Raw genomic sequence first — 24,027 nt, forward strand, 5'->3', positions numbered from 1 at the left:
CGGTGTGCAACATCCCTCAAACCCGCGCTACCGGAACAATAGTCCTGCACGGCTGCGAGTTTTGCTTGCTCTGTGTACTTACCCATGACACCCCCAAGGTTGTGTCCAACCTTTGGGGGTCAGTTCAGAGCATGGGAACGATCAGTCGGGGGGTTAGAACAGGCGGGCGAGCAGGGCCGTTACGGCGGTTTCGACGCGTAAAATACGTGCACCCAGTTGCACCGGCTGCAAACCGGCCTTGGTCAGCAGGTCCACTTCATAGGGAATCCAGCCGCCTTCCGGGCCGATCGCGAGGGTCACCGGTTCCTCGAGGGCTCGGGGGCAGGACGGGTAATCGCCCGGATGGCCGATCAGGCCCAAGGTGCCAGCCGCCATGGCCGGCAGACGATCTTCCACAAACGGCTTGAAGCGTTTCTCGATAATGATCTCGGGCAGCAACGTGTCCCGCGCTTGTTCCAGGCCGAGAATCAGTTGCTCGCGCACCGCTTCCGGCTCCAGGAACGGGGTTTGCCAGAAGCTTTTTTCCACGCGGTAGCTGTTGACCAGTATCACCTTGGGCACGCCCATGGCCGCCACGGTTTGCAGCACCCGGCGCAGCATCTTCGGGCGAGGCAGGGCCAGCAGCAAGGTCAGGGGTAGTTTGCTCGGTGGCGGTTGGTCGAAGCTCACTTGCAGTTCGGCTTCAGCGGCTTCCAGGCGCAGCAGTTGGGCATTGCCCATCAGCCCGCCAATGCGGCCCACACGCAGGGTGTCACCGACGGCGGCGCGGTGAACCTCCTGCATATGCACCAGGCGACGATCACGCAGCACTACGCGGTCGGCCGCGATAAAGTCGGCCTCTTCGAGCAGCAGCAGGTTCACGGCTGGGTCGCTGGCGGTTGGTCGTCGTCGGCAGGCGCGTCATCCGGGTGTTCGCCACGCTTGCTGATCAGGCCGCTGAACAGGATGCCCACTTCGAACAGCATCCACATCGGCACTGCCAGCAAGGTCTGGGAGAAGATGTCCGGTGGCGTGAGGATCATGCCGACCACGAAGCAGCCGATGATCACGTACGGGCGGATCTTTTTCAGGTACTTGACGTCGACCACGCCGATCCACACCAGCAACACTACCGCTACCGGAATTTCGAACGCCACGCCAAAGGCGAAGAACAGCGTCATCACGAAATCGAGGTAGCTGGTGATATCGGTCATCATTTCCACGCCGGCCGGGGTGGCGGCGGCGAAGAACTTGAAGATCAGCGGGAACACCAGGAAGTAGGCGAAGGCCATGCCGGTGTAGAACAGCAGGATGCTCGACACCAGCAACGGCACAGCGATGCGCTTCTCATGCTTGTACAGGCCCGGCGCGATAAAGCCCCAGATCTGATGCAGGATCACCGGGATCGCCAGGAACAGCGAGACCATCATGGTCAGCTTCAAGGGGGTCAGGAACGGCGACGACACATCGGTGGCGATCATCGTCGCGCCGGCTGGCAGGTACTGGCGCAGGGGCGTCGAGACGAAGGTGTAGATCTGCTGGGTAAAGGCGAACAGCCCGGCAAAGATGATGAAGATCGCCGCCACGCAACGCAGCAGGCGGGTTCGCAGCTCGGTGAGGTGCGAGACCAGCGGCATGTGCTGGTCGTTTTCCGGTTTATCAGCGCTCATGGGGCTCGCGGCGGCAATGTAGGGTCATGGGGCGCGGGCGACGCGACGGGCGTCGGCGCAGGCGTCGGTGGGGCGGGCGCTGCCGATGTGGCGTCGGCCACAGGGGCTGGCGCGATGCTGTGCTCGGCCACCGGCGTTACCGGCTTGGCCGGCTCTTGCACCGGGGAAAGAATCTTGCGGGCTTCCTGCTCCAACGAGAGGATGTGCTCGTTGTGCAATTGCCGACGGATTTCGTCGGCACCGATTTCCCGTTCAACTTCCTGTTTGATCGCGTTGAAACTGCGCTTGAGGCGCCCGATCCACAAGCCGGCGGTGCGTGCGGCACCGGGCAGGCGTTCTGGCCCCAGTACCAGCAGGGCCACCAGGCCGACGAGCAGCAGTTCAGAGAAGCTGATACCAAACATTAGTCAGTGCTCACGAGTCTTTGCGGGTCGGCTCTTGGACCTTTTCAGCCTGCACGTCGAAGGTACGGCGCTCGGTGATCGGCTGGGTGGCCTGCGGGTGAACAGGCTGGGCCGGTGGCACCGGGTTGGCGCTTGGCTCGGCCGGCTTTTCATCATCGTTCATGGCTTTGCGAAAGCCCTTGATCGACTCGCCCACATCGGTGCCCAGGTTCTTGAGCTTCTTGGTGCCGAACACCAATACCACCACCACCAGAATGACAATCCAGTGTTTCCAGTCAAAAATGCCCATGCTTCAAATCCTCAAGTCTCAGTTATTCAGGCGGACGGGCGCGAGGCCTTCTCGGCGTGTCCGGACAAGCCGAAGCGACGGTCCAGTTCATCCAGCACGGCCTGTGGGTGCTGCCCCAGTTGGGCGAGCATCACCAGGCTATGGAACCACAAGTCTGCGGTCTCATAGATTACATCGCTGTAATCACCGCTGATTTGCGCGTCCTTGGCCGCAATGATGGTCTCGACGGATTCTTCGCCGAGTTTTTCCAGAATCTTGTTCAGGCCCTTGTGGTACAGGCTGGCGACGTAGGAGCTGTCGGCATCCGCGCCTTTGCGGTCTTCCAGCACCTGGGCCACACGGTTCAGGGTATCGCTCATGTTCAGTGTCCTGCTGGGTAGATGGCGTGCGGGTCTTTGAGCACCGGCTCCACAACCTTCCATTCGCCATTCTCGAACACGCGATAGAAGCAACTGTGGCGGCCAGTGTGGCAGGCAATGCCGCCGATCTGTTCGACCTTGAGGATCACCACGTCGGCATCGCAGTCCAGGCGCAGCTCGTGCAGGGTCTGCACGTGCCCGGATTCTTCGCCCTTGCGCCACAGTTTGCCACGCGAACGTGACCAGTAGATGGCGCGCTGCTCGGCGGCGGTGAGGCTCAGGGCCTCGCGGTTCATCCATGCCATCATCAGCACGCGCCCGGTCTTGTAGTCCTGGGCAATGGCCGGCACCAGGCCGTCACTGTCCCACTTGATCTCATCCAGCCAGTTTTTCATGTTCGGCTCCGGCAATTTGCGACAGTGTATAACCGGATTGGCTATCGACGCACGATCAGATAAACACCCACGGCGACCATGATGCCCGCTGGCCAGTGGCCTAGTTGGTTCAATGGCCCACCAATCGCCAGCATCACGCCGCCCACCAGATGCGCGGCACCGAGCAGGCGCAGGAACCAGTCGTCCTTGCGCTTGCGCCACGGTGGCTCAGGGTCCTTGGCATGGGGCTGGGACATGCGCTCCAGCAGGTCGCGGGTCATGTTGGCCAGGTGCGGCAGTTGCTCGAACTGGCTGTGCAGGTTGCCCAGCATGGTTTTCGGGCTCATGCGCTCGCGCATCCAGCGTTCCAGGAAGGGTTGTGCGGTGTTCCACAAGTCGAGGTCCGGGTAGAGCTGGCGGCCCAGGCCTTCGATGTTCAGCAGGGTCTTCTGCAACAGCACCAGTTGCGGCTGCACTTCCATATTGAAGCGCCGCGCGGTCTGGAACAGGCGCATCAGCACTTGGCCGAACGAAATATCCTTTAACGGTTTTTCGAAGATCGGCTCGCACACGGTGCGGATCGCCGCTTCGAATTCGTTGAGTTTGGTTTCCGCTGGCACCCAACCCGAATCAATGTGCAACTGCGCCACACGGCGATAGTCGCGCTTGAAGAAGGCAAACAGGTTGCGCGCCAGGTAATCCTGGTCTTCCGGGGTGAGGCTGCCGACGATACCGCAGTCGATGGCGATGTACTGCGGGCTCCACGGGTTGACGGTGCTGACGAAGATGTTGCCCGGGTGCATGTCGGCGTGGAAGAAACTGTCGCGGAACACTTGGGTGAAGAAAATCTCCACACCGCGTTCTGCCAACATCTTCATGTCGGTGCGCTGGTCGGCCAGGGTCGCGAGGTCGGTGACCTGCACGCCGTAGATGCGCTCCATAACCAGCACTTTTGGCCGGCACCAGTCCCAATACACCTGCGGCACATACAGCAGTTGCGAGCCTTCGAAGTTGCGTCGCAATTGGCTGGCATTGGCCGCTTCGCGCAGCAGGTCGAGTTCGTCGTAGATGGTTTTTTCGTAGTCGGCGACCACATCCACCGGGTGCAGCAGGCGCGCATCGGCGGAGAAGCGTTCGGCGGCGCGGGCGAGGATAAACAGCCATGCCAGGTCCTGGCCGATGATCGGCTTGAGGCCTGGGCGAATGACTTTCACCACCACTTCTTCGCCGGTCTTGAGCTGCGCGGCGTGCACTTGCGCCACTGACGCCGAGGCCAGGGGCTCGACGTCGAAGCGGCTGAACACCTCGCTGATCTTCTGGCCCAGCTGTTCTTCGATCAGCGCCATCGATTGCTGCGAATCGAACGGCGGCACGCGGTCTTGCAGCAGCATCAGCTCGTCGGCGATGTCTTCGGGCAACAGGTCGCGGCGGGTGGAGAGGATCTGCCCGAACTTGATGAAGATCGGCCCCAGATCCTGCAACGCCAGGCGCAGGCTGGCGCCACGGCTCAACGGCGATGGCTTGCGGGGCAACCAGCGCCACGGCAGCACATAACGCACCGCCAGCAGGAACCACGGCAAGGGCAGGGCAAACAGCAGGTCATCAAGACGGTAGCGGATTACGACGCGCTGGATACGAAACAAACGGCGGACGGCGAGCAACTTCATGCGTTATCGCTTGGATCAAGGGAACGGCTCAAGCGCTCGAAGCGGGCCTCGAGGCGTTCCAGGTCGATTTTGGCCTTGTCGAGCTCGCGAAAGCGCGCTTGCGCTTCCCGCTGCCCGACCAGGGTGCGCGATTCTTCGCTCAGGTATTCGGCAAGGTTCTGGTTGAGGCTGGCGAACCCTTGCTGGTACCAGCGCGAGCGGCTGCGCAGGTGCCCGCTGATCAACTGGGTGGCGACGGGGCCGATCCAGCGCGACAGTTCATATTCCCAGTCCAGCTCCAGGTCTTGCAGCACGGCGGCCAGGTCCATCAGCACCGCACTGTCGCCTTCCAGCTCCACCTCGGGGCTGTGGAGGATGGCAGTCTTGTTGCGGCTCAGCGCCAGGTGCAACAGGCTGGAGGCCGGCGCACGCAAGGTGCAATCGGCTTCAGCGGCCCATTGGGTGGCGAGCAGCAGGCCTTCATCGCTGGGCAGGATAAACAGCTGCACGGCGGGGCTGCGGCAATCGACGGCAATGACTTTGCCGGTCAGGTGCGCGAGCCGCGCCAGGGCGGTGCTGTCCAGGCGCAGTACACGGTTGAGACCGTGCTCAACGCTGGCGAGAAGACCTTGCAGCAGCATCAGGGCTTGATGCCGCGGTGCAGGGCGACGATGCCGGACGTCATGTTGTGGTAGGTCACGCGGTCGAAACCGGCCTCCACCATCATCGACTTCAGGGTTTCCTGGTCCGGGTGCATGCGGATCGACTCGGCCAGGTAGCGGTAGCTCTCGGCGTCGTTGGTGATCAGCTTGCCCATCAGTGGCATGAAGGCGAATGAATAGGTGTCGTAGACCTTGGACATCAGCGCGTTGGTCGGCTTGGAGAATTCCAGCACCAGCAGGCGGCCACCCGGCTTGAGTACGCGCAGCATCGAGCGGATCGCGTCTTCCTTGTGAGTCACGTTACGCAGGCCGAACGCGATGGTCACGCAGTCGAAATGGTTGTCTGGGAACGGCAGCTTCTCGGCATCGGCCTGGACGAACTCGATATTGCCGGCCACGCCTTTGTCGAGCAGGCGGTCGCGGCCAACCTTGAGCATCGAGCCGTTGATATCGGCCAATACCACCTGGCCGGTGGGGCCAACCAGCTTGGAGAACTTGGCCGCCAGGTCGCCGGTGCCACCGGCGATGTCCAGCACCCGGTTGCCGGTGCGTACGCCCGACAACTCAATGGTGAAGCGCTTCCACAGGCGGTGCATGCCGCCGGAGAGCACGTCGTTCATCAGGTCGTACTTGGCCGCCACGGAGTGGAACACCTCAGCGACTTTTTCCGCCTTTTGGCTTTCCGGGACGTTCTTGAAGCCGAAGTGAGTGGTGGGTTCGGCATCGCTGCCTTTGCGCTGATCAGTCATATCGCTGTCACCAAAAGAGAATGCGGGACATGATAATCCCCAAGGCCTGCTTTGTCTTGGCAAGGCTGCAGGTAAGATAGACGCTCATCGAGACCTTTTGCCGCATGGCGGGTGTTCTGAGTCGTTATAAAGAGGAGTCATTGCAATGGCCCGTATTACCGTTGAGCGTGAACACACCCTGGGAAAAGAACAGGCACGGGCCAAGGCGGAGCAATTGGCGCGCAAACTCGAGGATAAATATGGGGTGGAGTCTTCGTGGGCTGGCGACACCCTGAAGCTCAAGCGCTCCGGGGTTAAAGGCACAGTGTTGGTGGCCGATGATTCGCTGCGCATTGATGTGGAACTTGGCCTGTTGATGTCGGCCATGAGTGGCACGATCAAGTCCGAAATCGAAAAAGCCCTGGATAAGGCCCTGGCCTGATAGGGCTGTGCTTAGGGTGCCGATTCTAATTTTAAACCTTACTTTGTGCCCAAGCCCTCAACTCTTGCGGGCCGTCCGCCACCCAATTCTGTGTGAGGTGCACCATGGCCAAAGTTATTTTGAAGAAAAAAATCGACGTTCAGACCACCCCCCTGAGTGAGGTTAAAAGCTACGCCCGCAAGATCTGGCTGGCGGGTCTTGGCGCCTATGCCAAGGTCGGCAGCGAAGGCGGCGAGTACTTCAAGGAACTCGTTAGGAGCGGTCAACGTGTTGAAAGTAAAGGTAAAAAAGTTGTAGTTGAACAACTTGATGCCGCCAACAGTCAGATTGACCAAGTAAAGAGTAACGTCTCCGGCGTCAAAGGCCTGGTTGAAGTTCAACTGGATAAAGTTGAAAAAGCTTTTGATACTCGTGTCGCCAGTGCCTTGAATCGGATCGGCATTGCGTCTAAACATGACGTGGAGACACTCTCTGCTAAGCTCGAAGAGCTGACGGCATTGCTCGAACGTGTCGCGCGTAAACACTAAGGAGACATCGGGATGGCTGTTAAAAAGACTACTCAGAAAGAAGGCAGCTCGTGGGTCGGGAAAGTTGAAGAATATTCCCGCAAAATCTGGCTCGCTGGTTTAGGCGTGTACTCGAAGATCGACAGTGACGGCAGCAAACTCTTCGAGACCCTGGTTAAAGACGGCGAGAAAGCCGAGAAGTTGACCAAGAGCACGGTTGGTAAAAAAGTCGACGCTGCCAAGGCGAGCGCGGGTTCCGCCAAGTCGAGCATTTCGGATACCTGGGGCAAGTTGGAAGAGACTTTCGACAAACGCCTCAACAGTGCTATTTCGCGACTGGGCGTACCGAGCAAGGCGGAGTTGAAGGCGCTGCACAGCAAGGTCGATACCTTGACCAAGCAAATCGAAAAACTCACCGGCGCCAAAGCGGCTCCCGCCAAGACCGCCGCCGCCAAGCCTGCAGCAAAACCGGCGGCCAAACCAGCAGCTAAAACCGCAGTTGCAAAACCCGCCGCCAAAACTGCCGCCAAGCCTCTGGTTAAAGCCGCCGCCAAACCGGCTGCAAAACCTGCTGCAAAAGCGCCGGCCAAAGCCGCGGCGAAACCTGCGGCCAAGCCAGCGGCTAAAACTGCTGCCGCCAAACCGGCCAGCAAGCCTGCCGCTAAGCCAGTGGCCGCTAAAGCCGCCGCGAAACCTGCGGCTAAACCGGCTGCCAAACCTGCGGCTAAAACCGCTGCCGCTAAACCTGCTGCCAAGCCCGCCGCTGCGAAACCAGCTGCCAAGCCTGCAGCGGCCAAAAAGCCTGCGGTAGCGAAAAAACCGGCAGCCGCAAAGCCTGCCGCGGCGGCCAAGCCAGCCACGGCACCAGCACCGGCCGCTTCTACCGCCAATTCGGTGTCCGCGCCGACGCATGCGGCTGCTACCCCGACTGCAACGCCGGTTACCCCGACGCCATCCAGTCAGTCCTGATTTTTACGGGGCACATAAAACGCCCGGTCTGCGAAGATTGGGCGTTTTTTATGAAGATCCAAGAAACGCCGCATTTCCAATGTGGGAGCGAGCAAGCCCGCTCCCACACTTCAATCCAGGTCATCCAGATATTTGAGTGCGAACCGCTCGGTCGCCTGCCGCGCCGTTGGCAGCAGATGCGGCGCCACCAGCATCATGATCTGGTACACCACCACCCGTACCTCACCTTCACGGTCCAGAATCCGTTGGTAATCCAACGAAAACAGCAATGTCAGGGTGATCTGCTCCACCAGTTGCCCCAACGCCTGGGTATCGCTGACCAGTTGCCCTGCCGCCTTCAGCCGCGCAAGCAATGACGCCAAGGTGCGCTTGAGCGCCGTGAGCAAGTGACGGATCCCCTTGGCCAGCTTGGGCAAGCGCCCCGCCAGGTTCGACAAGTCCTGGAACAGGAACCGATAGTGGGCCATGCGCTCGACAATCAGGTGCAAAAACAGCCAGTAGTCCTCAGCTTCCAGTTGCGCATCCGCAGGAGGGTCCAGCAGTGGCGCCAGCTCACACTGAAAGCGCTCGAACAGCCCCAGCACCAACGGCTCCTTGCCATGGAAGTGGTAGTAGAGGTTGCCGGGGCTGATCCCCATCTCATTGGCCACCTCCATGGTCGATACGTTCGGTTCGCCCTTGTGGTTGAACAACTGCAGGGCGCATTCAAGGATACGGTCGCGGGTCTTCATCCAGTCTTCTTAAAGTTGATTGCTGAGCTCAGCGCACGCGCACGTAAGTACCCGGCGCCGCTTCCATCGGTGGGTAATTCTGGTTGCCCAGGGCGGTGAGGGTTTCGCGTTGTACGCCGGAGCGTTGTTGTACCCACTCCAGCCATTGTGGCCACCAACTGCCTTCGACGTGCTGGGCGTCGTAATACCAGGCCCGTGGGTCGCTGCTCAGCTTGAGGTTCTCGACGTAGTTGGCCTTGGGGTTGCCCGGTGGGTTGAGAATGCTCTGGATATGCCCGCTGTTGGAGAGCACAAAGCGCCGCTCGCCACCCAGCAGTTGCGTGGAGCGGTACACCGCGTCCCACGGCGTGATGTGATCGTTGATGCCGGCCACGCTGAAGCTGTCCACCGAGACCTTGCGCAAGTCGATGGGTGTGCCGCATACCTCCAGCCCACCGGGATGGCTCAGGGGGTTGTGCTTGAAGAAGTCCAGCAGGTCGCCGTGCAGGGCGGCGGGCAGGCGCGTGTTGTCGTTGTTCCAGTACAGGATGTCGAACGCCGGCGGTTCCTTGCCCAGCAGGTAATTATTGATCCAGTAATTCCAGATCAGGTCGTTGGGACGCATCCAGGCAAATATCTTGGCCATGTCGCGGCCATCCAGCACGCCTTGCTGGTAGGAGCGGCGCTTGGCGGCTTCCAGGGTTTGTTCATCAGCGAACAATGTTGCGGGGCTGTCGATCTGGCTGTCCAGCAGGCTTACCAGGTAACTGGCACTGGAGATGCGCCGCAACTGGCGCTTGGCTTGCAGGTGGCCTTGCAGCGCGGCGATGGTCAGGCCGCCGGCGCAGGCGCCCATCAGGTTGACCTCGCGGGCGCCAGTGATGGCCCGGCATACGTTGAGCGCTTCTTCCAGCGCCGCCACGTAGGTGGATAGGCCCCATTCGCGATGCCGCACGTCCGGGTTGCGCCAGCTGACCATAAAGGTCTGCAGGCCGTTTTTCAGTGCGTATTGCACAAAGCTGTTGGCCGGGCTCAGGTCGAAGATGTAGTACTTGTTGATTTGCGGCGGCACTACCAGCAGCGGCTTGGCGTATTGTTTTTCGCTCATGGGCTTGTACTGGATCAGCTCCAGCAGTTCGTTGCGAAACACCACCGAACCGGGGGTGGTCGCCACGGTCTTGCCCACTTCAAAGGCGTGCTTGCTGACCTGGCGCGGCAAACCGTTGTTGTGCAGCAGGTCTTCGAACAAGTTGCTCACGCCGCGCACCACGCTGTTGCCGCCGGAGTTGAGCAGCTCCTTGATCGCCAGCGGGTTGAGCAGGGTGTTGGAAGGGGAGACAGCATCGTTGAGCAGGGCGAAGGCGAACTGCGCGCGGGCGCGATCATCGTCACTGAGGGTGCTGTCGTCGATCCACAGCCGTGTCTGTTTTTGCCAGCTCAGATAGGCTTGCAAGCTGCGCCGGTACAGCGGGTTGAGCTTCCAGGTGGGGTCGCTGAAGCGATGGTCCCTGGGGTTGGGTTCGTGCACGGTCTCACCCAGCAGCACGCGGCCCAACTGGCCGCCCAGGGCCAGGGCGTGGCGGGCGGTGTGCACCGGGTTGCGCAGGCCGTGCGCGGCGACGGTACGCAGGGTCGACAGCAAGTCCCGGCCGCGCAGGCCGGTGATCGCATTTTGCGCGTTGATGAACGCAGCGGGGGTGGGCGCCGGGTTCGTCACGGGTCTTTCTCGCATGAGCCAACACTCCTTCGTCAAGTCATCAAGCAGGCACGCCAATCCAGAACCATAGTCGGTTCCTGGCAAGTTGCGCGGTGGTGTGTTCCTTCACACCGCCGGTCGCGGATGTATCACGGCGCGCAGGCGCTCCTCCTCCAGAAACTTCATGATGATCGGCGCCACGGCTTCGGCCCGGGTGATCAGGAACAGGTGGCCGTCATCGATGATGTGCAACTGTGCATTGGGGATGCGCCAGGCGAGCATGCGCATGTTGACCAGCGGGATCAGCGGGTCATCGTCCCCGGCCAGCACCAGGGTGGGCTGGCGGATCTTGTGCAACCAATGAATGCTGGTCCAGCCCAGGCCCGCAAACAGCTGCCAGTAGTAGCCCAGCTTGCCGGCCGAGCGCACTTTGCTGGCGTGCTCGGCGGCCAGTTTGGAATCTCGGCGGAACGAACCGCCATAAATCATCGGTGCAATGCGCACCACGTGGGACGGCTGGATATAACGCCTGGGGCTTGCCATCAGCCACAACACCTTGGGCTTGCCCGGCACCATGAAGGCCCCGGCCGCGGTGGCCGCGAGGATCAATTTCTTGCAGCGCTCGGGGTAGTCATACGCAAATTGCTGGGCCAGCGCTCCGCCCCAGGACACGCCCACGGCATTCACTTGGCCGTAGTCGAGGTAATCGAGCATACGTGCGGTGAGTTTGGCCAGGCCGGGGAAGCGATAGGGTCGCTTCGGCGTCGAGGAACCGCCCACGCCGGGCACGTCGAAGGCGATCACTTCCAGGTCCGGGTCCAGGGCCTGGACGAACGGAAACACCAGCTCAAGGTTGGCGCCGATGCCGTTGAAGATCAGCAGCGGGGTCAAGTGCGGCTTGCCCGGGCGTACCGCCGTGCGGATGGTCTGGCCATCCAGGTCGATGGTACGAAAGATGAACGGTTGCGCCATGCTCAAGCCCTGTGAAGTGGTGCTATTGGTCTGTAGGAACTCGGTCAGTGTGGGAGCTGGCTTGCCTGCGATGGCATTCTTTCAGGCCGCGATTAGTTAGCAGGCCCATCGCTATCGCAGGCAAGCCAGCTCCCACATCTGATCTGATTTCAATCACAAGAATGCCTAGCGTTCATGTACATAGGTACCCGGCGCCGCTTCCGCGGCGGTATAGGTTTTATTGCCTAATATCGTCGGGGCTTTTTTCAGTTTTCCCGCCCGCTCCGCCTGCCACACCTGCCAATGCAGCCACCACGAATCGGTGTGCTTGGTCGCATTCTCCTGCCACTCCAACGCACTGCCGGCCAGGCCCTCACTGGTCTGGTAGCGTGCCTTGGGGTTGCCCGGCGGGTTGAGGATGCTCTGGATATGCCCACTGCTGGACAGTACAAACTCGACCTTGCCGCCGAACAACTGCGCTGACTTGTAGCAGGACTGCCACGGCGTGATGTGGTCGTTGGTGCCGGCCAGGGAATAGATATCGGCGGTGACCTGCTTGAGGTCGATGGGCGTGCCGCACACTTCCAGGGCGTTGGCGCGTACCAGTGGGTTGTTTTTGAACAGTTCGATCAGGTCGCCATGGAACGCGGCCGGCAAGCGTGTGGTGTCGTTGTTCCAGAACAGGATGTCGAAAACCGGCGGCTCGTTGCCCAGCAGGTAGTTGTTGACCCAATAGTTCCAGATCAGATCGTTGGGGCGCATCCAGGCAAATACCTTGGCCATGTCGCGGCCTTCCAGCACGCCGGCCTGATAGGAGTGGCGCTTGGCCGCTTCCAGGGTCTGCTCATCCACAAACAGCGCCACCTGGGTGTCCAGGGTGGTATCCAGCACGCTCACTAGCAGCGTCAGGGCGTTGACCTTCTTCTCGCCCAGCGCCGCGTAGTGGCCCAACAGTGCGGTGCAGGTGATGCCGCCGGAGCAGGCACCGAGCATATTCACATCCTTGCTGCCCGTAATCGCCGTGACCACATCCACTGCTTCCTTGAGCGCCTCGATATAAGTCGACAGGCCCCATTCGCGTTGGGCCTTGGTGGGGTTGCGCCAACTGACGATAAAGGTCTGCTGGCCATTGCGCAGGCAGAAGCGCGCCAGGCTCTTATCCGGGCACAGGTCGAAGACGTAGAATTTGTTGATCTGCGGCGGCACCACCAGCAGCGGGCGCTCATGCACCTGCTCGGTAATGGGCTTGTACTGGATCAGCTCCAGCACGTCGTTGCGAAACACCACCGCGCCTTCGCTGGTGCCCAGGGTCTTGCCGACTTCAAAGGCGCCCATGTTGACCTGGCTGGGCATGCCGCCGTTGTGCACCATGTCCTTGGCCAGGTGAGACAAACCGTCGAGCAGGCTTTTGCCGCCAGTTTCAAAGAAGCGTTTGACCGCCGCCGGGTTGGCCGCGCTGTTGGTGGGGGCCATGGCTTCGGTCATCAGGTTGATCACGAAGTGGCCGCGGCTGATGTCTTGTGCCGACAGGTTGCTGTCGTCGATCCAGTCGTGAAGTTCCTTGCGCCATGCCAGGTAAGTCTGCAAATAACGTTTGTAGAGCGGGTTCTGGCTCCAGGCCGGGTCGTTGAAGCGACGGTCGTCGCCCTCGGGCACCAGTGCGGATTTGCCGAACATCACATTCTTCAATTCAACGCCAAAGTGGGCGACGTGCTTGACGCTGTGCAACGGTTGCTTGATGGCTTGGGTCAGCACCATCTTGGCCGAGGCCAATAAATCCTTTTTGCGTAACGCGATGATCGGGTTCAACCCCAGGGTGTTTTCCGAGGCCTGGCGTTTCAAGTCATCGTTATTCTTGTTACTCATCTACGACGCTCCATTGTCCGAAAGACGAGTACCGGCGATTGCTGCGCACCCAATTTCGATACACGACACCAGCCTGGTACTGCGACTCGGGTGACCGTTGATACCGCATCGTCAAATGCAGGGAACTTGCCAGCTCCATTGGTTACCCGAGTTTATTTTTTTTCGCAAGCGGGCCAATCGTTGGCCACGCGACAGGGCATTCAAACAGATGAAATTAGAAAATGCGCTCTAAACAGCAAGACCCCTGTGCTAGAGCATCAGCCGCACGACCGACTCACTCGGATCGCGGGTTTTCCCAGCGGCTTTGAGCTCGGCCAGGTAGTCGGCCCATAGAGCGTCCTGACGTACGGCCAGTTGATAGAGATAGTCCCAGGTGAACAGTCCGCTGTCATGACCGTCGTCGAAGGTCAATTTCAGTGCGTACTGGCCGGCGGGTTCCAGCTTGATCAACCGGACGTTGAGCTTGCCGAATTGCAGGATGGGTTTGCCGTGGCCCTGGACCTCGGCAGAAGGGGAGTGCACCCGCAGGAATTCGGCGGGCAACTGGTAGGTTTCGTCTGGCCCGTAGGTCAGGCCGAGGGTATTGGAGGTTTTGTGCAGGTTTACTGCGGTAGGAAATTTCGACATTGGAGATAACCCTGTAGGAACCGGCTCAAAATGTGGGAGGGACCCATGTGGGAGCCGGGCTTGCCCGCGATGCAGGCACCTCGGTGTTTCAGGAACACTGCAGTGATGCTATCGCAGGCAAGCCAGCTCCCACACAAGCCACTCCCACATTGAGTGAGGCTTACAGGATATAACGAGACAGATCTTCGTTCTGCGCCAATTCGCCCAGGTGACCGTTCACATACTCGGCATCGATCTTGATCGCTTCGCCATTCTGCGCACCGGCCATGTCGCCGGCGCTGAAAGATACTTCCTCAAGCAGGCGCTCAAGCAAGGTATGCAGGCGACGGGCACCGATGTTCTCGGTCTTCTCGTTGACCTGCCAGGCGATCTCCGCCAGGCGCTTGATACCGTCAGCCTGGAATTCGATACCCAGCCCTTCGGTTTTCAGCAGCTCGCGGTACTGCTCGGTGAGCGAGGCATGCGGTTCGCTGAGGATGCGCTCGAAGTCGCCCGGCGTCAGTGCCTTGAGCTCCACCCGAATCGGCAGGCGGCCTTGCAGCTCGGGCACTAGGTCGCTCGGCTTGCTCAGGTGGAAGGCACCGGAGGCGATAAACAGGATGTGGTCAGTCTTGACCATGCCCAGCTTGGTGTTGACCGTGCACCCTTCGATCAGCGGCAGCAAATCGCGCTGTACGCCTTCGCGGGAGACATCCACGCCGCCGGAGTTGCCACGCTTGGCCACCTTGTCGATCTCATCGATAAACACAATGCCATGTTGCTCGACCGCTTCCAGGGCCTTGGCCTTGAGTTCTTCCTCATTGACCAGGCGCCCGGCTTCTTCGTCGCGCACCAGCTTGAGCGCATCCTTGACCTTGAGCTTGCGGCTTTTCTTCTTGCCCTTGCCCATGTTGGCAAACAGGTTTTGCAACTGGCTGGTCATTTCTTCCATGCCTGGCGGGGCAGAGATATCCACGCCGGACACTTCGGCCACTTCGATCTCGATTTCCTTGTCATCCAACTGGCCTTCACGCAGGCGCTTGCGGAACAGCTGACGGGTGTTGGAATCGGACGACGGTGCGGCGTCTTCGTTGAAACCCATGCGTGCCGGTGGCAGCAGGGCGTCGAGGATACGCTCTTCAGCGGCGTCTTCGGCGCGATGGCTGACCTTGGTCACTTCCTGTTCGCGCAGCATCTTCAGGGCGGCGTCAGCCAGGTCGCGAATGATCGACTCGACATCGCGGCCCACATAACCGACTTCGGTGAATTTGGTCGCTTCGACCTTGATGAACGGTGCATTGGCCAATTTGGCCAGGCGTCGGGCGATCTCGGTTTTGCCGACGCCGGTAGGTCCGATCATCAGGATGTTCTTGGGCGTTACTTCAACGCGCAGTTCTTCCGGCAGTTGCATCCGGCGCCAGCGGTTACGCAGCGCAATGGCAACGGCGCGCTTGGCATCGTCCTGGCCGATGATATGGCGGTTGAGTTCATGGACGATTTCGCGGGGAGTCATGGACATAGTGTTTGGCGGCCTCAAGCCTGAATAAGCCCAGGGCTTATTCGGCGAGGTCCTGCTCCTCAATGGTCTGGTTGTGGTTGGTGAACACGCAGATATCGCCAGCGATACCCAGGGCGGTCTCGACGATTTCCCGGGCCGACAGGTCGGTTTTCTTCAACAGCGCGCTGGCCGCAGCCTGGGCGTAGCCGCCACCTGAACCCATGGCGATCAGGCCATGCTCGGGTTCAACCACGTCGCCGTTGCCGGTGATGATCAGGGAAGCGTCTTTGTTCGCAACTGCGAGCATGGCCTCCAGGCGGCTGAGGGAGCGGTCGGTGCGCCATTCTTTGGCAAGTTCCACAGCGGCGCGCACCAGGTGGCCCTGGTGTTTCTCAAGCTGGCCTTCGAAACGCTCGAACAGGGTAAAGGCGTCGGCGGTTGCGCCTGCGAAGCCGGCAAGCACCTGGCCGTGGTACAGGCGGCGCACTTTCTTGGCGTTGCCTTTCATCACGGTGTTGCCCAGGGAAACCTGGCCGTCGCCGCCCATGACAACTTTGCCGTGGCGACGTACTGAAACGATGGTGGTCAAGGGGAGAGTCTCCACGCAGCGGGGCGAAAATGCCCTGATGGAAACTCATATGGGGGTGGCGAGGGGGATTTCAACCGTAGGAAGGCAGGGCGGACGAGTGGTGTTTATGGGTTCAACACTTACTTGAGCACGCTGCAAACCAATGTGGGAGCTGGCTTGCCTGCGATAGCGGTGTGTCAGTCACTGAAACATTGACTGTTACACCGCTATCGCAGGCAAGCCAGCTCCCACATTAAAACCGGTTTGGCTGCTGGATCAGCGGCTCTGGCGTTGTTGTAACAACAGGTTGCTAAACCCGGCGCCGGCCAATTGCTTTTGCGCCACGGTCAGCTGTTCGCGGTTGCTGAACGGCCCTACCAATACGCGATACCAGGTCGCGTCCTTCACCGTGCCGGACTCAACCGATACCGATTGGCCCAACAGAATGATCTGTGCGCGTACACGGTCCGCATCCGCCTGTTTCGGGAACGAGCCCGCTTGCAGGAAGAACTTGGTCACCGGCGCGGCCTTGGTTGCAGCCACTGGCGGTGCTGGCGGCGGCGTGATACCGGCCAACGCGGCCTGAGCGCGCGCCGTGTCGATTTTCGCCGCTTCCGCTGGGGTTACCGGCGTGGTCGGCACTTGTGGCGTCGGCAGGGTTTTTTCCGGCACGGCGTCAGGCGGCACGATCACTTCCGATTCCGGCAGCAGCGTGTAGAAGTCGTACTTGGGCTTTACCGGTGCGGTCGGGCTCGGCGCGGTCTTGTTGGCTTCGGCGATTTTCGTGGCCTTTTGCTGCTCCTGTTTGACGCGCTTGACGTCATCGCCCTGACCGGGCTCCAGCTTCATCAGAAACACGATAAATGCGCCGACCGTAAGGCCGATGGCCATCCACAACCAACCCGGAATCGGTTGCTTCGCCGGGGCCTGGTAGCGGCTGGCGCCGCGCTTGGGTGCAGGTTTTTTCTTGGCAGCCAACTTACATACGCTCCAGAGTTTCCAGGCCCAAGAGTTCCAGGCCTTGCTTGAGGGTGCGTCCAGCCAAGGCGGCAAGGCGCAGGCGACTTTGTTTCTGGGCTTCGTCGTCGGCGGTCAGGATCGGGCAGTTCTCGTAGAAGCTGGAGAACAGGCCGGCCACTTCGTACAAATAGGTGCACAGGATGTGCGGCGTGCCTTTTTCGCCAACGCTGTTGAGCACCTCGCCAAATTGCGCGAGCTTGGCCGCCAGTTCCTGTTCGTGGGCGGCGTCCAGCGCGATCTGGCCTTCGACTTCGCTGAAGTCCTTGCCCAGCTTGCGGAACACCCCGGCCACGCGAGTGTAGGCGTACAGCAGGTACGGCGCGGTGTTGCCTTCGAAGTTGAGCATCAGGTCGAAGTTGAAGCTGTAGTCGCTGGTGCGGTGCTTGGACAGATCGGCGTATTTCACCGCGCCAATGCCCACCACGCGGGCGATGTTGCGCAGGTCGGCCTCGGCCAGCTCCGGGTTCTTTTCCTTCACCAGGTTGTAGGCACGTTCCTGGGCTTCGGTCAGCAGGTCGATCAGCTTCACGGTGCCGCCGTCGCGGGTCTTGAAGGGGCGGCCATCGGCGCCGTTCATGGTGCCAAAGCCCATGTGCTCCATGTGCATCGGGTGGGTGACGAAACCGGCGCGACGCGCCACTTCGAACACCTGCTGGAAGTGCAGGGCCTGGCGCTGGTCGACGAAGTACAGCGCACGGTCAGCCTTGAGCACGCCACTGCGGTAACGCACGGCGGCCAGGTCGGTGGTGGCGTAGAGGTAGCCGCCATCGGCCTTGACGATGATCACTGGCAGCGGCTCGCCGTCGGCGGTCTTGAATTCTTCGAGGAACACGCACTGGGCGCCGTTGCTCTCGACCAACAGGCCCTTGGCCTTGAGGTCGTTGACCACGTTGATCAGGTCGTCGTTGTAGGCGCTTTCGCCCATCACGTCGGCCATGGTCAGTTTCACGTTGAGCAGCTCGTAGATTTCCTGGCAATGGGACAGGGAAATTTCACGGAAGCGGTTCCACAGCGCCAGGCACTCTTCGTCGCCGGCCTGCAGCTTGACCACCAGGCCACGGGCGCGGTCGGCGAACTCTTCGGACTCGTCAAACCGCTTTTTGGCGGCGCGGTAGAAGTTTTCCAGGTCGGCCAGCTCGTTGCTGGTGATCGGGTTTTCCTGCAGGTAGGCCATCAGCATGCCGAACTGGGTACCCCAGTCGCCCACGTGGTTCTGGCGGATCACGGTGTCGCCAAGGAATTCCAGCACGCGTGCCACGCCGTCGCCAATGATGGTGGAGCGCAGGTGGCCCACGTGCATTTCCTTGGCCAGGTTCGGCGCCGACAGGTCGATGACCACGCGCTGGGTAGCGCCCGCCTTGTGTGCGCCGATTTTGGCATCGGCCAGGGCAGCGTCCAGGCGCGAAGCCAGGGCTTGGGTGTTCTGGAAGAAGTTGATAAAGCCCGGGCCTGCAATTTCAGCCTTGGTGATACTGGCGTCAGCCGGCAGTGCGGCGATGATTTTTTCCGCCAGGTCGCGCGGTTTCATGCCGGCCGGCTTGGACAGCATCATCGCGATGTTGCTGGCGAAGTCGCCATGGGTCTTGTCGCGGGTGTTCTCCACCTGGATCGCCGGCGACAGGCCTTCAGGCAACACACCTTCGTTGACGAGTTGGGTGAGGGCTTGTTGGATCAGCTGGCGAATGGTGTCTTTCATGGTGTTCTCTTTCGACCGCAAGCGGCGGCGCGCGATGCGCAGGTGGAAAAACTGGGCATTATCCGTGGCGAGGGCGGGCTTGCCAACCGTTCAGACTATATGGCGGACCTGCGGGCCTCTTCGCGGGCAAGCCCGCTCCCACATTTAAGGGTATTCACATTTCATAATGTGGGAGCTGGCTTGCCTGCGATGACGTAATTACCCTCAATACAAATCTACCGGGTCTACATCCAACGACCATCGCACCTGCCGACCGCTGGGCAGTTGCTCCAGCTCAAGCATCCAGCGACTTAATAGCCGATGCAGCGGCGCGCGGGAGGTTGCCTGCAAGAGTAGCTGAGCGCGATAACGTCCGGCGCGCCGCTCCATGGGCGCTGGCACCGGGCCGAGTAGTTCGATGCCACTGAGGGCCAGTTCGCCCAATAAACGTTCGGCGGCGCTGCAGGCCTCATCAAGAAAGCCTTCGGCCTGCCCGGGTTTGTGGGCTTCGGCACGCAGCAGCGCCAGGTGCGCAAAGGGCGGGAGGCCGGCGGCGCGGCGTTCGCTCAAGGCCTGTTCGGCGAAGGCAAAGTGGCCTTGTTCCGTCAGTTGAATCAGCAGCGGGTGGTCGGCCAGGTGCGTCTGGATAATCACCCTGCCTGGCTCTTCGGCTCGCCCGGCGCGTCCTGCCACCTGCACGATCAACTGCGCCATGCGTTCGCTGGCGCGAAAATCCCCGGAGAACAGCCCGCCATCGGCATCCAGGATCGACACCAGGGTCACCCGTGGGAAGTGATGCCCCTTGGCAAGCATCTGCGTGCCCACCAGGATGCACGGTTGGCCTTTGTGGATGGTGGCGAACAGTTGGTTCATGGCGTCTTTGCGCGACGTGCTGTCGCGGTCCACCCTTAGCACCGGGTAGTCCGGGAACAGAATGCCGAGGCGTTCTTCGGCGCGCTCGGTGCCGGCGCCCACGGGCCGCAGGTCCACCTTGCCGCACTGCGGGCAATGGCGCGGTACCCGTTCCACATGGCCGCAGTGATGGCAGCGTAACTCGCCGTGGCGCTGATGCACCGTCATGCGCGCATCGCAGCGCTCGCACCCGGACATCCAGCCGCAGTCATGGCACAGCAACGTCGGGGCAAAGCCGCGGCGGTTGAGAAATACCAATACTTGCTGGCCGGCGGCCAGGGTCTGGCCAATGGCCTGTTGCATCGGGCCGGAAATACCGCTGTCCAGCGGGCGGCTTTTCACGTCCAGGCGCAGGAAGCGCGGTTGTTTGGCGCCGCCAGCACGCTCGTTCAGGCGCAGCAGCCCGTAACGGCCGGTGTAGGCGTTGTGCAGGCTTTCCAGGGACGGCGTGGCCGAGCCCAGCACAATCGGGATGTCTTCCTGGCGGGCGCGTACCAGCGCGAGGTCGCGGGCGTGGTAGCGCAAACCTTCCTGCTGTTTATAGGAGCCATCGTGCTCCTCGTCGACGATGATCAGCCCGGGGTTTTTCATCGGCGTGAACAGTGCTGAGCGCGTGCCGATAATAATGTCGGCCTCGCCATCCCGCGCCGCCAGCCACGACTCCAGGCGTTCACGGTCATTGACTGCCGAGTGCACCAAGGCGATTCGGGCATTGAAGCGTTGCTCGAAACGCGCCACGGTCTGCGGGCCCAGGTTGATCTCGGGGATCAGCACCAGTGCCTGCTTGCCCGCCTGCAGGGTTTCGCGGATCAGCTGCAAATAGACCTCGGTCTTGCCGCTGCCAGTGACGCCGGCCAGCAGGAACGCGTGGAAACTGTCGAAACCGGCGCGAATCGCCTCATACGCGGCGCGTTGCTCGGGGTTCAGCGGCAACTCCGGCTGGGCCAGCCAGTGTTCGTGGCGCGGGTCCGGGGCGTGCTTGCGGATTTCCACTTGCACCAGGCCCTTGGCCAGCAGCAGGTCGAGGCTGTCTTTGCTCAGCATCAGCTTGCTTAATAGCTGATGGGCCACGCCGTGGGGGTGCTGCGCCAAGGTGGCCAGGGCCTCACGCTGGCGCGGGGCGCGGGCGATGCGCGGGTCGTCGAGGCGTGCGCCGGGCACCATCGACCAGAAACGCTCCTGGCGCGCTTCGGCCAGTTCGCCCTGGCGCAGCAGCACCGGCAGCGCCCAGCTCAAGGTATCGCCCAGGCTGTGTTGGTAATACTGCGCGGTCCACAGGCACAGCTTGAACAGCGCGGGCGGCAGCGGTGGTGTGGCGTCGAGCAGGGCAATTGCCGGCTTGAGCTTTTCGGCAGGCACTTCGCTGTGGTCGGTGACTTCCACCAGAATGCCGATCATTTCCCGGCGTCCGAACGGCACGCGCACGCGCATGCCCGGTTGCAACTGCGCACGCGACACGCCGGGCGGGGCCCGGTAATCGAACAGGCGGCGCAGGGGTGAGGGCAGGGCTAGGCGCAAAATGGCGTCGGGCACGCGAGGAGTCTCATCAATAAAGGCAAGCGGTGGCGCAGGGGCGCGAGCCTAGCAGACCGGGGGTGTCCCGTCTCCAGTACTGGAATCGGATCTTGTGGGAGCTGGCTTGCCTGCGAAAGCGCTAGTGCAGTAACAGATGCAGTGACTGACACACCGCCTTCGCGGGCAAGCCCGGCTCCCACATTGACGGCGGTGTGTCAGGAATATCTGATGAAAGGGAGTTTTCGACCATTACCGCCGCTTGCGTGATTAAAAAGGTCTGGTAGAATCCGCGGCCTAATTACGTGCGGTATTCGACAATAGTGTCGAGTGGCGGCACGCTAGCCCGAGGAAGTGCCATGAAAGCCGATATCCATCCAGCGTACGAAACCATCGAAGTCACCTGCAGCTGCGGCAACAAGTTCGAAACTCGTTCGAACCTGTGCAAGCCACTGGGTACTGACGTATGCAACGAGTGCCACCCGTTCTACACCGGTAAGCAGAAAACTCTGGACACCGGCGGCCGCGTACAGCGCTTCGCAGATCGCTTTGGTGCTTTCGGCAAGAAGCCTGCTGCTACTCCAGCAGAGTAAGGTTCAAGAGCCTTATGGGCTTTTACCTGCTGTTGAAAAAGGCGTCCCTTGTGGGCGCCTTTTTTGTGCCTGGGATTTGGCTGGCGACCGCTCAGGCCGATGCATTCTGCCCCGCGCCGGCAGCCGTCGTCCGCGTCGAGGTACAGCGTGTGGTGGATGGCGACACGGTGCGCCTCAAGGACGGTCGCAGCGTGCGCATGATCGGCCTCAACGCGCCGGAAACCGGCAAGAAGGGCCGCCCTGACGAGCCATTCGCTGTCGCCGCCCGCCAGCGCCTGCAGGCGTTGGTCAAGGCCAGCGATGGGCGTGTCGGCCTGGTGGCGGGGCGCGAAGCCAAAGACCATTACGGGCGCACCCTGGCTCACCTCTACGGCGCCAATGGCGAGAATCTGGAGGCGCAACTGCTGGCCGAGGGCCTGGGGTACCAAGTGGGCGTGGCGCCGAATATAGACCTGGTTGCCTGCCAGCAGGCGGCCGAAAACAGCGCCCGCCAGGCACGGCTTGGCCTGTGGCGCCAATCGCCGGTGCAAAGCGTGGCGAGTCTCAAGCGCTCCGGGTTTGCCCTGGTGGCCGGTCGGGTCAGCAAGATCGAGCGCAATCGCGGTGGAATCTGGATTGAACTGCAGGGTTCACTGGTATTGCGTATTGCGCCCGAGCTGATCAGCCAGTTCGATACAGCCATGCTCGATGGTCTGCAAGGCCGCACCCTTGAGGCGCGCGGTTGGGTGCAGGATCGGGCCCGCCGTGGCGGCCTGAAAAAAGGCCAAGCGCGCTGGCTGTTGCCAATAACCGACCCCGGCATGCTGAAATCGGCGCTTTGAATAAAAAATTGTAGACATTTTTTATTTCGATTGTGAACAGTTGAGCCCTTGTATCCCGTGGCTCTTGGCCAAAAGTCGTAGCCCAGGGCCCTTGACACCTGTGACTGCCCAGTCTTGTAGGGACTTTACGACACGCGTATCCTCGGCGGTCCGTCGACCAACAGTAAAAGCGGAATGCCGATATGTCTGATTTGAAAACTGCCGCTCTCGAATACCATGCCCATCCTCGTCCAGGAAAGCTGAGTGTAGAGCTCACCAAAGCCACTGCCACTGCCCGCGACCTGTCGCTGGCCTACAGCCCTGGTGTTGCCGAACCCGTACGTGAAATCGCCCGTGACCCAGAGCTGGCGTACAAGTACACCGGCAAAGGCAACCTGGTTGCAGTGATTTCCGATGGCACCGCGATTCTGGGCCTGGGTAACCTCGGCCCATTGGCTTCCAAGCCAGTCATGGAAGGCAAGGGCGTGCTGTTCAAGCGCTTTGCCGGCATCGACGTTTTCGACATCGAAGTCGATTCCGAAAGCCCGCAGGCGTTCATCGACACCGTCAAGCGCATTTCCATCACGTTCGGTGGCATCAACCTGGAAGACATCAAGGCACCTGAGTGCTTCGAGATCGAAAAGGCCCTGATCGAGCAGTGCGACATTCCGGTATTCCACGATGACCAACACGGCACCGCGATCGTTACCGCAGCCGGCATGATCAACGCCCTGGAAATTGCTGGCAAAACCCTGGGCGAGGCGAAAATCGTCTGCCTGGGCGCCGGTGCCGCGGCCATTTCCTGCATGAAGCTGATCATCAGCATGGGCGCCAAGCTGGAAAACATCTACATGGTCGACAGCAAGGGCGTGATTCAGTCCGAGCGCACCGACCTGAACCAGTACAAGGCTATGTTTGCCCATCCGTCCTCCAAGCGCACCCTGGCTGACGCCCTCGACGGTGCCGACGTGTTCGTTGGCCTGTCCGGCCCGAACCTGCTGAGCGCTGAAGGCCTCAAATCCATGGCGCCGAACCCTATCGTGTTCGCCTGCTCCAACCCGGATCCGGAAATCTCTCCTGAACTGGCCCACGCCACTCGCAGCGACGTGATCATGGCCACCGGCCGTTCGGACTACCCGAACCAGGTCAACAACGTATTGGGCTTCCCGTTCATCTTCCGTGGTGCCCTGGACGTTCGCGCCAAGCGCATCAACGAAGAAATGAAAGTGGCCGCTGCCAACGCCCTGCGTGAACTGGCCAAGCTGCCGGTACCTCAGGATGTGTGTGACGCCTACGGTGGCGCCAAGCTGGAATTCGGTCGTGAGTACATCATTCCGAAACCAATGGATAAGCGCCTGATCACCCTGATCTCCGATGCCGTGGCCAAGGCCGCTATCGAGACTGGTGTGGCTACCCTGCCGTATCCAAAGAACTACCCGCTGCAAAGCGTGGATGATGTGTTCAACGGCTAAGCCGTTGTAGACACACCCGCAAAAAAAGCCCCGACTGAGTGATCAGTCGGGGCTTTTTTTGTGGCTGGCGATTCACTCGAGTCTTGTGCGGATCCAAGTGTGGGAGCAAGCCTGCTCCCA

The 24,027-nt window shown here is 61.0% G+C and carries 25 protein-coding genes; 6 read left to right on the forward strand and 19 right to left on the reverse strand.

All coding sequences use genetic code 11. The features are described 5' to 3' along the window. Positions 1-153 precede the first annotated feature (153 nt). From JJD66_RS10270 to ubiE, 9 genes are read right to left on the reverse strand one after another with little or no spacing between them, the layout of a single operon-like run. Positions 154-861, reverse strand: a complete 708-nt coding sequence (locus JJD66_RS10270; protein WP_105225466.1) for a 16S rRNA (uracil(1498)-N(3))-methyltransferase — start codon at positions 859-861, stop codon at positions 154-156. After that, positions 858-1,649 (reverse strand): twin-arginine translocase subunit TatC, encoded by a 792-nt coding sequence (gene tatC / locus JJD66_RS10275; protein WP_034125559.1) that lies wholly within the window; start codon positions 1,647-1,649, stop codon positions 858-860. Before tatC ends, JJD66_RS10270 begins: the two co-directional genes overlap by 4 nt. Continuing rightward, positions 1,646-2,053 (reverse strand): Sec-independent protein translocase protein TatB, encoded by a 408-nt coding sequence (gene tatB / locus JJD66_RS10280; protein WP_198714964.1) that lies wholly within the window; start codon positions 2,051-2,053, stop codon positions 1,646-1,648. The genes tatC and tatB overlap by 4 nt, the downstream gene beginning before the upstream one ends. A 10-nt stretch (positions 2,054-2,063) precedes the next feature. Next, on the reverse strand, positions 2,064-2,342 hold the full coding sequence (locus tag JJD66_RS10285) for a twin-arginine translocase TatA/TatE family subunit (RefSeq protein ID WP_003187877.1): 279 nt from the start codon (positions 2,340-2,342) through the stop codon (positions 2,064-2,066). A gap of 26 nt (positions 2,343-2,368) precedes the next feature. Further along, positions 2,369-2,701 (reverse strand): phosphoribosyl-ATP diphosphatase, encoded by a 333-nt coding sequence (locus tag JJD66_RS10290; protein WP_003187881.1) that lies wholly within the window; start codon positions 2,699-2,701, stop codon positions 2,369-2,371. Positions 2,702-2,703: 2 nt separating this feature from the next. Continuing rightward, positions 2,704-3,096, reverse strand: a complete 393-nt coding sequence (gene hisI / locus JJD66_RS10295) for a phosphoribosyl-AMP cyclohydrolase (protein ID WP_198714965.1) — start codon at positions 3,094-3,096, stop codon at positions 2,704-2,706. A gap of 41 nt (positions 3,097-3,137) precedes the next feature. After that, positions 3,138-4,742: a ubiquinone biosynthesis regulatory protein kinase UbiB gene (gene ubiB / locus JJD66_RS10300; RefSeq protein ID WP_019820016.1), complete on the reverse strand. Its 1,605-nt coding sequence runs from the start codon at positions 4,740-4,742 to the stop codon at positions 3,138-3,140. Continuing rightward, entirely contained in the window at positions 4,739-5,362 is a 624-nt protein-coding gene (locus JJD66_RS10305) for a ubiquinone biosynthesis accessory factor UbiJ (RefSeq protein WP_034125561.1), read from the reverse strand. The genes ubiB and JJD66_RS10305 overlap by 4 nt, the downstream gene beginning before the upstream one ends. Next, positions 5,362-6,132, reverse strand: a complete 771-nt coding sequence (gene ubiE, locus JJD66_RS10310; protein ID WP_003171186.1) for a bifunctional demethylmenaquinone methyltransferase/2-methoxy-6-polyprenyl-1,4-benzoquinol methylase UbiE — start codon at positions 6,130-6,132, stop codon at positions 5,362-5,364. The genes JJD66_RS10305 and ubiE overlap by 1 nt, the downstream gene beginning before the upstream one ends. Before the next feature lie 145 nt (positions 6,133-6,277). Between ubiE and JJD66_RS10315 the strand changes: the two genes are divergently transcribed. The 3 genes from JJD66_RS10315 (at position 6,278) to JJD66_RS10325 (ending at position 8,028) form a co-directional block, all read left to right on the forward strand. Further along, positions 6,278-6,553, forward strand: a complete 276-nt coding sequence (locus tag JJD66_RS10315; RefSeq protein WP_034125562.1) for a polyhydroxyalkanoic acid system family protein — start codon at positions 6,278-6,280, stop codon at positions 6,551-6,553. A gap of 104 nt (positions 6,554-6,657) precedes the next feature. Beyond that, entirely contained in the window at positions 6,658-7,080 is a 423-nt protein-coding gene (locus JJD66_RS10320) for a phasin family protein (protein WP_032893974.1), read from the forward strand. 12 nt (positions 7,081-7,092) lie between these two features. Then, positions 7,093-8,028: a phasin family protein gene (locus JJD66_RS10325; RefSeq protein ID WP_200648090.1), complete on the forward strand. Its 936-nt coding sequence runs from the start codon at positions 7,093-7,095 to the stop codon at positions 8,026-8,028. 110 nt (positions 8,029-8,138) lie between these two features. On the opposite strand, the gene JJD66_RS10330 is transcribed toward JJD66_RS10325, so the two are convergent. The 10 genes from JJD66_RS10330 to JJD66_RS10375 form a co-directional block, all read right to left on the reverse strand. Then, positions 8,139-8,759, reverse strand: coding sequence for a TetR/AcrR family transcriptional regulator (locus JJD66_RS10330; RefSeq protein WP_105225473.1), 621 nt, complete (start codon positions 8,757-8,759; stop codon positions 8,139-8,141). Positions 8,760-8,787: 28 nt separating this feature from the next. Next, a complete protein-coding gene (gene phaC / locus JJD66_RS10335; RefSeq protein WP_200648091.1) occupies positions 8,788-10,470 on the reverse strand; it encodes a class II poly(R)-hydroxyalkanoic acid synthase in 1,683 nt (560 codons plus the stop codon). A gap of 90 nt (positions 10,471-10,560) precedes the next feature. Continuing rightward, entirely contained in the window at positions 10,561-11,406 is an 846-nt protein-coding gene (gene phaZ / locus JJD66_RS10340) for a poly(3-hydroxyalkanoate) depolymerase (protein ID WP_105225475.1), read from the reverse strand. 165 nt (positions 11,407-11,571) lie between these two features. Further along, a complete protein-coding gene (gene phaC / locus JJD66_RS10345) occupies positions 11,572-13,251 on the reverse strand; it encodes a class II poly(R)-hydroxyalkanoic acid synthase (protein WP_105225476.1) in 1,680 nt (559 codons plus the stop codon). A 249-nt stretch (positions 13,252-13,500) separates the two neighbouring features. After that, on the reverse strand, positions 13,501-13,878 hold the full coding sequence (locus JJD66_RS10350) for a gamma-butyrobetaine hydroxylase-like domain-containing protein (RefSeq protein WP_034125568.1): 378 nt from the start codon (positions 13,876-13,878) through the stop codon (positions 13,501-13,503). A 160-nt stretch (positions 13,879-14,038) separates the two neighbouring features. Next, positions 14,039-15,376 carry an ATP-dependent protease ATPase subunit HslU gene (gene hslU, locus JJD66_RS10355; protein WP_034125569.1) on the reverse strand — a complete coding sequence of 446 codons (1,338 nt, stop codon included), beginning with the start codon at positions 15,374-15,376 and terminating at the stop codon, positions 14,039-14,041. Between the two features lie 37 nt (positions 15,377-15,413). Continuing rightward, the gene (hslV, locus tag JJD66_RS10360) at positions 15,414-15,944 is read right to left on the reverse strand and encodes an ATP-dependent protease subunit HslV (RefSeq protein ID WP_003171209.1); all 531 of its coding nucleotides are present in this window, start codon (positions 15,942-15,944) and stop codon (positions 15,414-15,416) included. A gap of 255 nt (positions 15,945-16,199) precedes the next feature. Beyond that, complete coding sequence (locus tag JJD66_RS10365; protein ID WP_003187899.1) at positions 16,200-16,901, reverse strand: SPOR domain-containing protein; 702 nt, start codon at positions 16,899-16,901, stop codon at positions 16,200-16,202. Position 16,902: 1 nt separating this feature from the next. Then, on the reverse strand, positions 16,903-18,639 hold the full coding sequence (gene argS / locus JJD66_RS10370) for an arginine--tRNA ligase (RefSeq protein WP_200648092.1): 1,737 nt from the start codon (positions 18,637-18,639) through the stop codon (positions 16,903-16,905). A 204-nt stretch (positions 18,640-18,843) separates the two neighbouring features. Beyond that, positions 18,844-21,063 (reverse strand): primosomal protein N', encoded by a 2,220-nt coding sequence (locus JJD66_RS10375; protein WP_200648093.1) that lies wholly within the window; start codon positions 21,061-21,063, stop codon positions 18,844-18,846. A 338-nt stretch (positions 21,064-21,401) separates the two neighbouring features. Between JJD66_RS10375 and rpmE the strand changes: the two genes are divergently transcribed. The 3 genes from rpmE (at position 21,402) to JJD66_RS10390 (ending at position 23,907) form a co-directional block, all read left to right on the forward strand. Next, the gene (gene rpmE, locus JJD66_RS10380; RefSeq protein ID WP_005784030.1) at positions 21,402-21,635 is read left to right on the forward strand and encodes a 50S ribosomal protein L31; all 234 of its coding nucleotides are present in this window, start codon (positions 21,402-21,404) and stop codon (positions 21,633-21,635) included. Between the two features lie 14 nt (positions 21,636-21,649). Further along, on the forward strand, positions 21,650-22,456 hold the full coding sequence (locus tag JJD66_RS10385) for a thermonuclease family protein (RefSeq protein ID WP_105225477.1): 807 nt from the start codon (positions 21,650-21,652) through the stop codon (positions 22,454-22,456). Between the two features lie 182 nt (positions 22,457-22,638). After that, positions 22,639-23,907, forward strand: coding sequence for a malic enzyme-like NAD(P)-binding protein (locus JJD66_RS10390; protein WP_005784034.1), 1,269 nt, complete (start codon positions 22,639-22,641; stop codon positions 23,905-23,907). Positions 23,908-24,027 lie beyond the last annotated feature (120 nt).

It is taken from the genome of Pseudomonas sp. MF6751 (assembly GCF_016613265.1).
In the GTDB taxonomy this organism is placed as follows: Bacteria; Pseudomonadota; Gammaproteobacteria; order Pseudomonadales; family Pseudomonadaceae; genus Aquipseudomonas; species Aquipseudomonas fluorescens_BV.

Bases quoted from the DNA above. Each gene is read 5' to 3' on its own strand.
- phaC (WP_200648091.1), bottom strand. From the start codon at position 10,470: ATGCGAGAAAGACCCGTGACGAACCCGGCGCCCACCCCCGCTGCGTTC.
- JJD66_RS10290 (WP_003187881.1), bottom strand. From the start codon at position 2,701: ATGAGCGATACCCTGAACCGTGTGGCCCAGGTGCTGGAAGACCGCAAA.
- phaZ (WP_105225475.1), bottom strand. From the start codon at position 11,406: ATGGCGCAACCGTTCATCTTTCGTACCATCGACCTGGATGGCCAGACC.
- JJD66_RS10285 (WP_003187877.1), bottom strand. From the start codon at position 2,342: ATGGGCATTTTTGACTGGAAACACTGGATTGTCATTCTGGTGGTGGTG.
- tatB (WP_198714964.1), bottom strand. From the start codon at position 2,053: ATGTTTGGTATCAGCTTCTCTGAACTGCTGCTCGTCGGCCTGGTGGCC.
- hslU (WP_034125569.1), bottom strand. From the start codon at position 15,376: ATGTCCATGACTCCCCGCGAAATCGTCCATGAACTCAACCGCCATATC.
- JJD66_RS10305 (WP_034125561.1), bottom strand. From the start codon at position 5,362: ATGCTGCTGCAAGGTCTTCTCGCCAGCGTTGAGCACGGTCTCAACCGT.
- ubiB (WP_019820016.1), bottom strand. From the start codon at position 4,742: ATGAAGTTGCTCGCCGTCCGCCGTTTGTTTCGTATCCAGCGCGTCGTA.
- tatC (WP_034125559.1), bottom strand. From the start codon at position 1,649: ATGAGCGCTGATAAACCGGAAAACGACCAGCACATGCCGCTGGTCTCG.
- phaC (WP_105225476.1), bottom strand. From the start codon at position 13,251: ATGAGTAACAAGAATAACGATGACTTGAAACGCCAGGCCTCGGAAAAC.
- JJD66_RS10315 (WP_034125562.1), top strand. From the start codon at position 6,278: ATGGCCCGTATTACCGTTGAGCGTGAACACACCCTGGGAAAAGAACAG.
- argS (WP_200648092.1), bottom strand. From the start codon at position 18,639: ATGAAAGACACCATTCGCCAGCTGATCCAACAAGCCCTCACCCAACTC.
- JJD66_RS10320 (WP_032893974.1), top strand. From the start codon at position 6,658: ATGGCCAAAGTTATTTTGAAGAAAAAAATCGACGTTCAGACCACCCCC.
- rpmE (WP_005784030.1), top strand. From the start codon at position 21,402: ATGAAAGCCGATATCCATCCAGCGTACGAAACCATCGAAGTCACCTGC.
- hisI (WP_198714965.1), bottom strand. From the start codon at position 3,096: ATGAAAAACTGGCTGGATGAGATCAAGTGGGACAGTGACGGCCTGGTG.
- JJD66_RS10325 (WP_200648090.1), top strand. From the start codon at position 7,093: ATGGCTGTTAAAAAGACTACTCAGAAAGAAGGCAGCTCGTGGGTCGGG.
- JJD66_RS10390 (WP_005784034.1), top strand. From the start codon at position 22,639: ATGTCTGATTTGAAAACTGCCGCTCTCGAATACCATGCCCATCCTCGT.
- JJD66_RS10330 (WP_105225473.1), bottom strand. From the start codon at position 8,759: ATGAAGACCCGCGACCGTATCCTTGAATGCGCCCTGCAGTTGTTCAAC.
- ubiE (WP_003171186.1), bottom strand. From the start codon at position 6,132: ATGACTGATCAGCGCAAAGGCAGCGATGCCGAACCCACCACTCACTTC.
- JJD66_RS10350 (WP_034125568.1), bottom strand. From the start codon at position 13,878: ATGTCGAAATTTCCTACCGCAGTAAACCTGCACAAAACCTCCAATACC.
- JJD66_RS10385 (WP_105225477.1), top strand. From the start codon at position 21,650: ATGGGCTTTTACCTGCTGTTGAAAAAGGCGTCCCTTGTGGGCGCCTTT.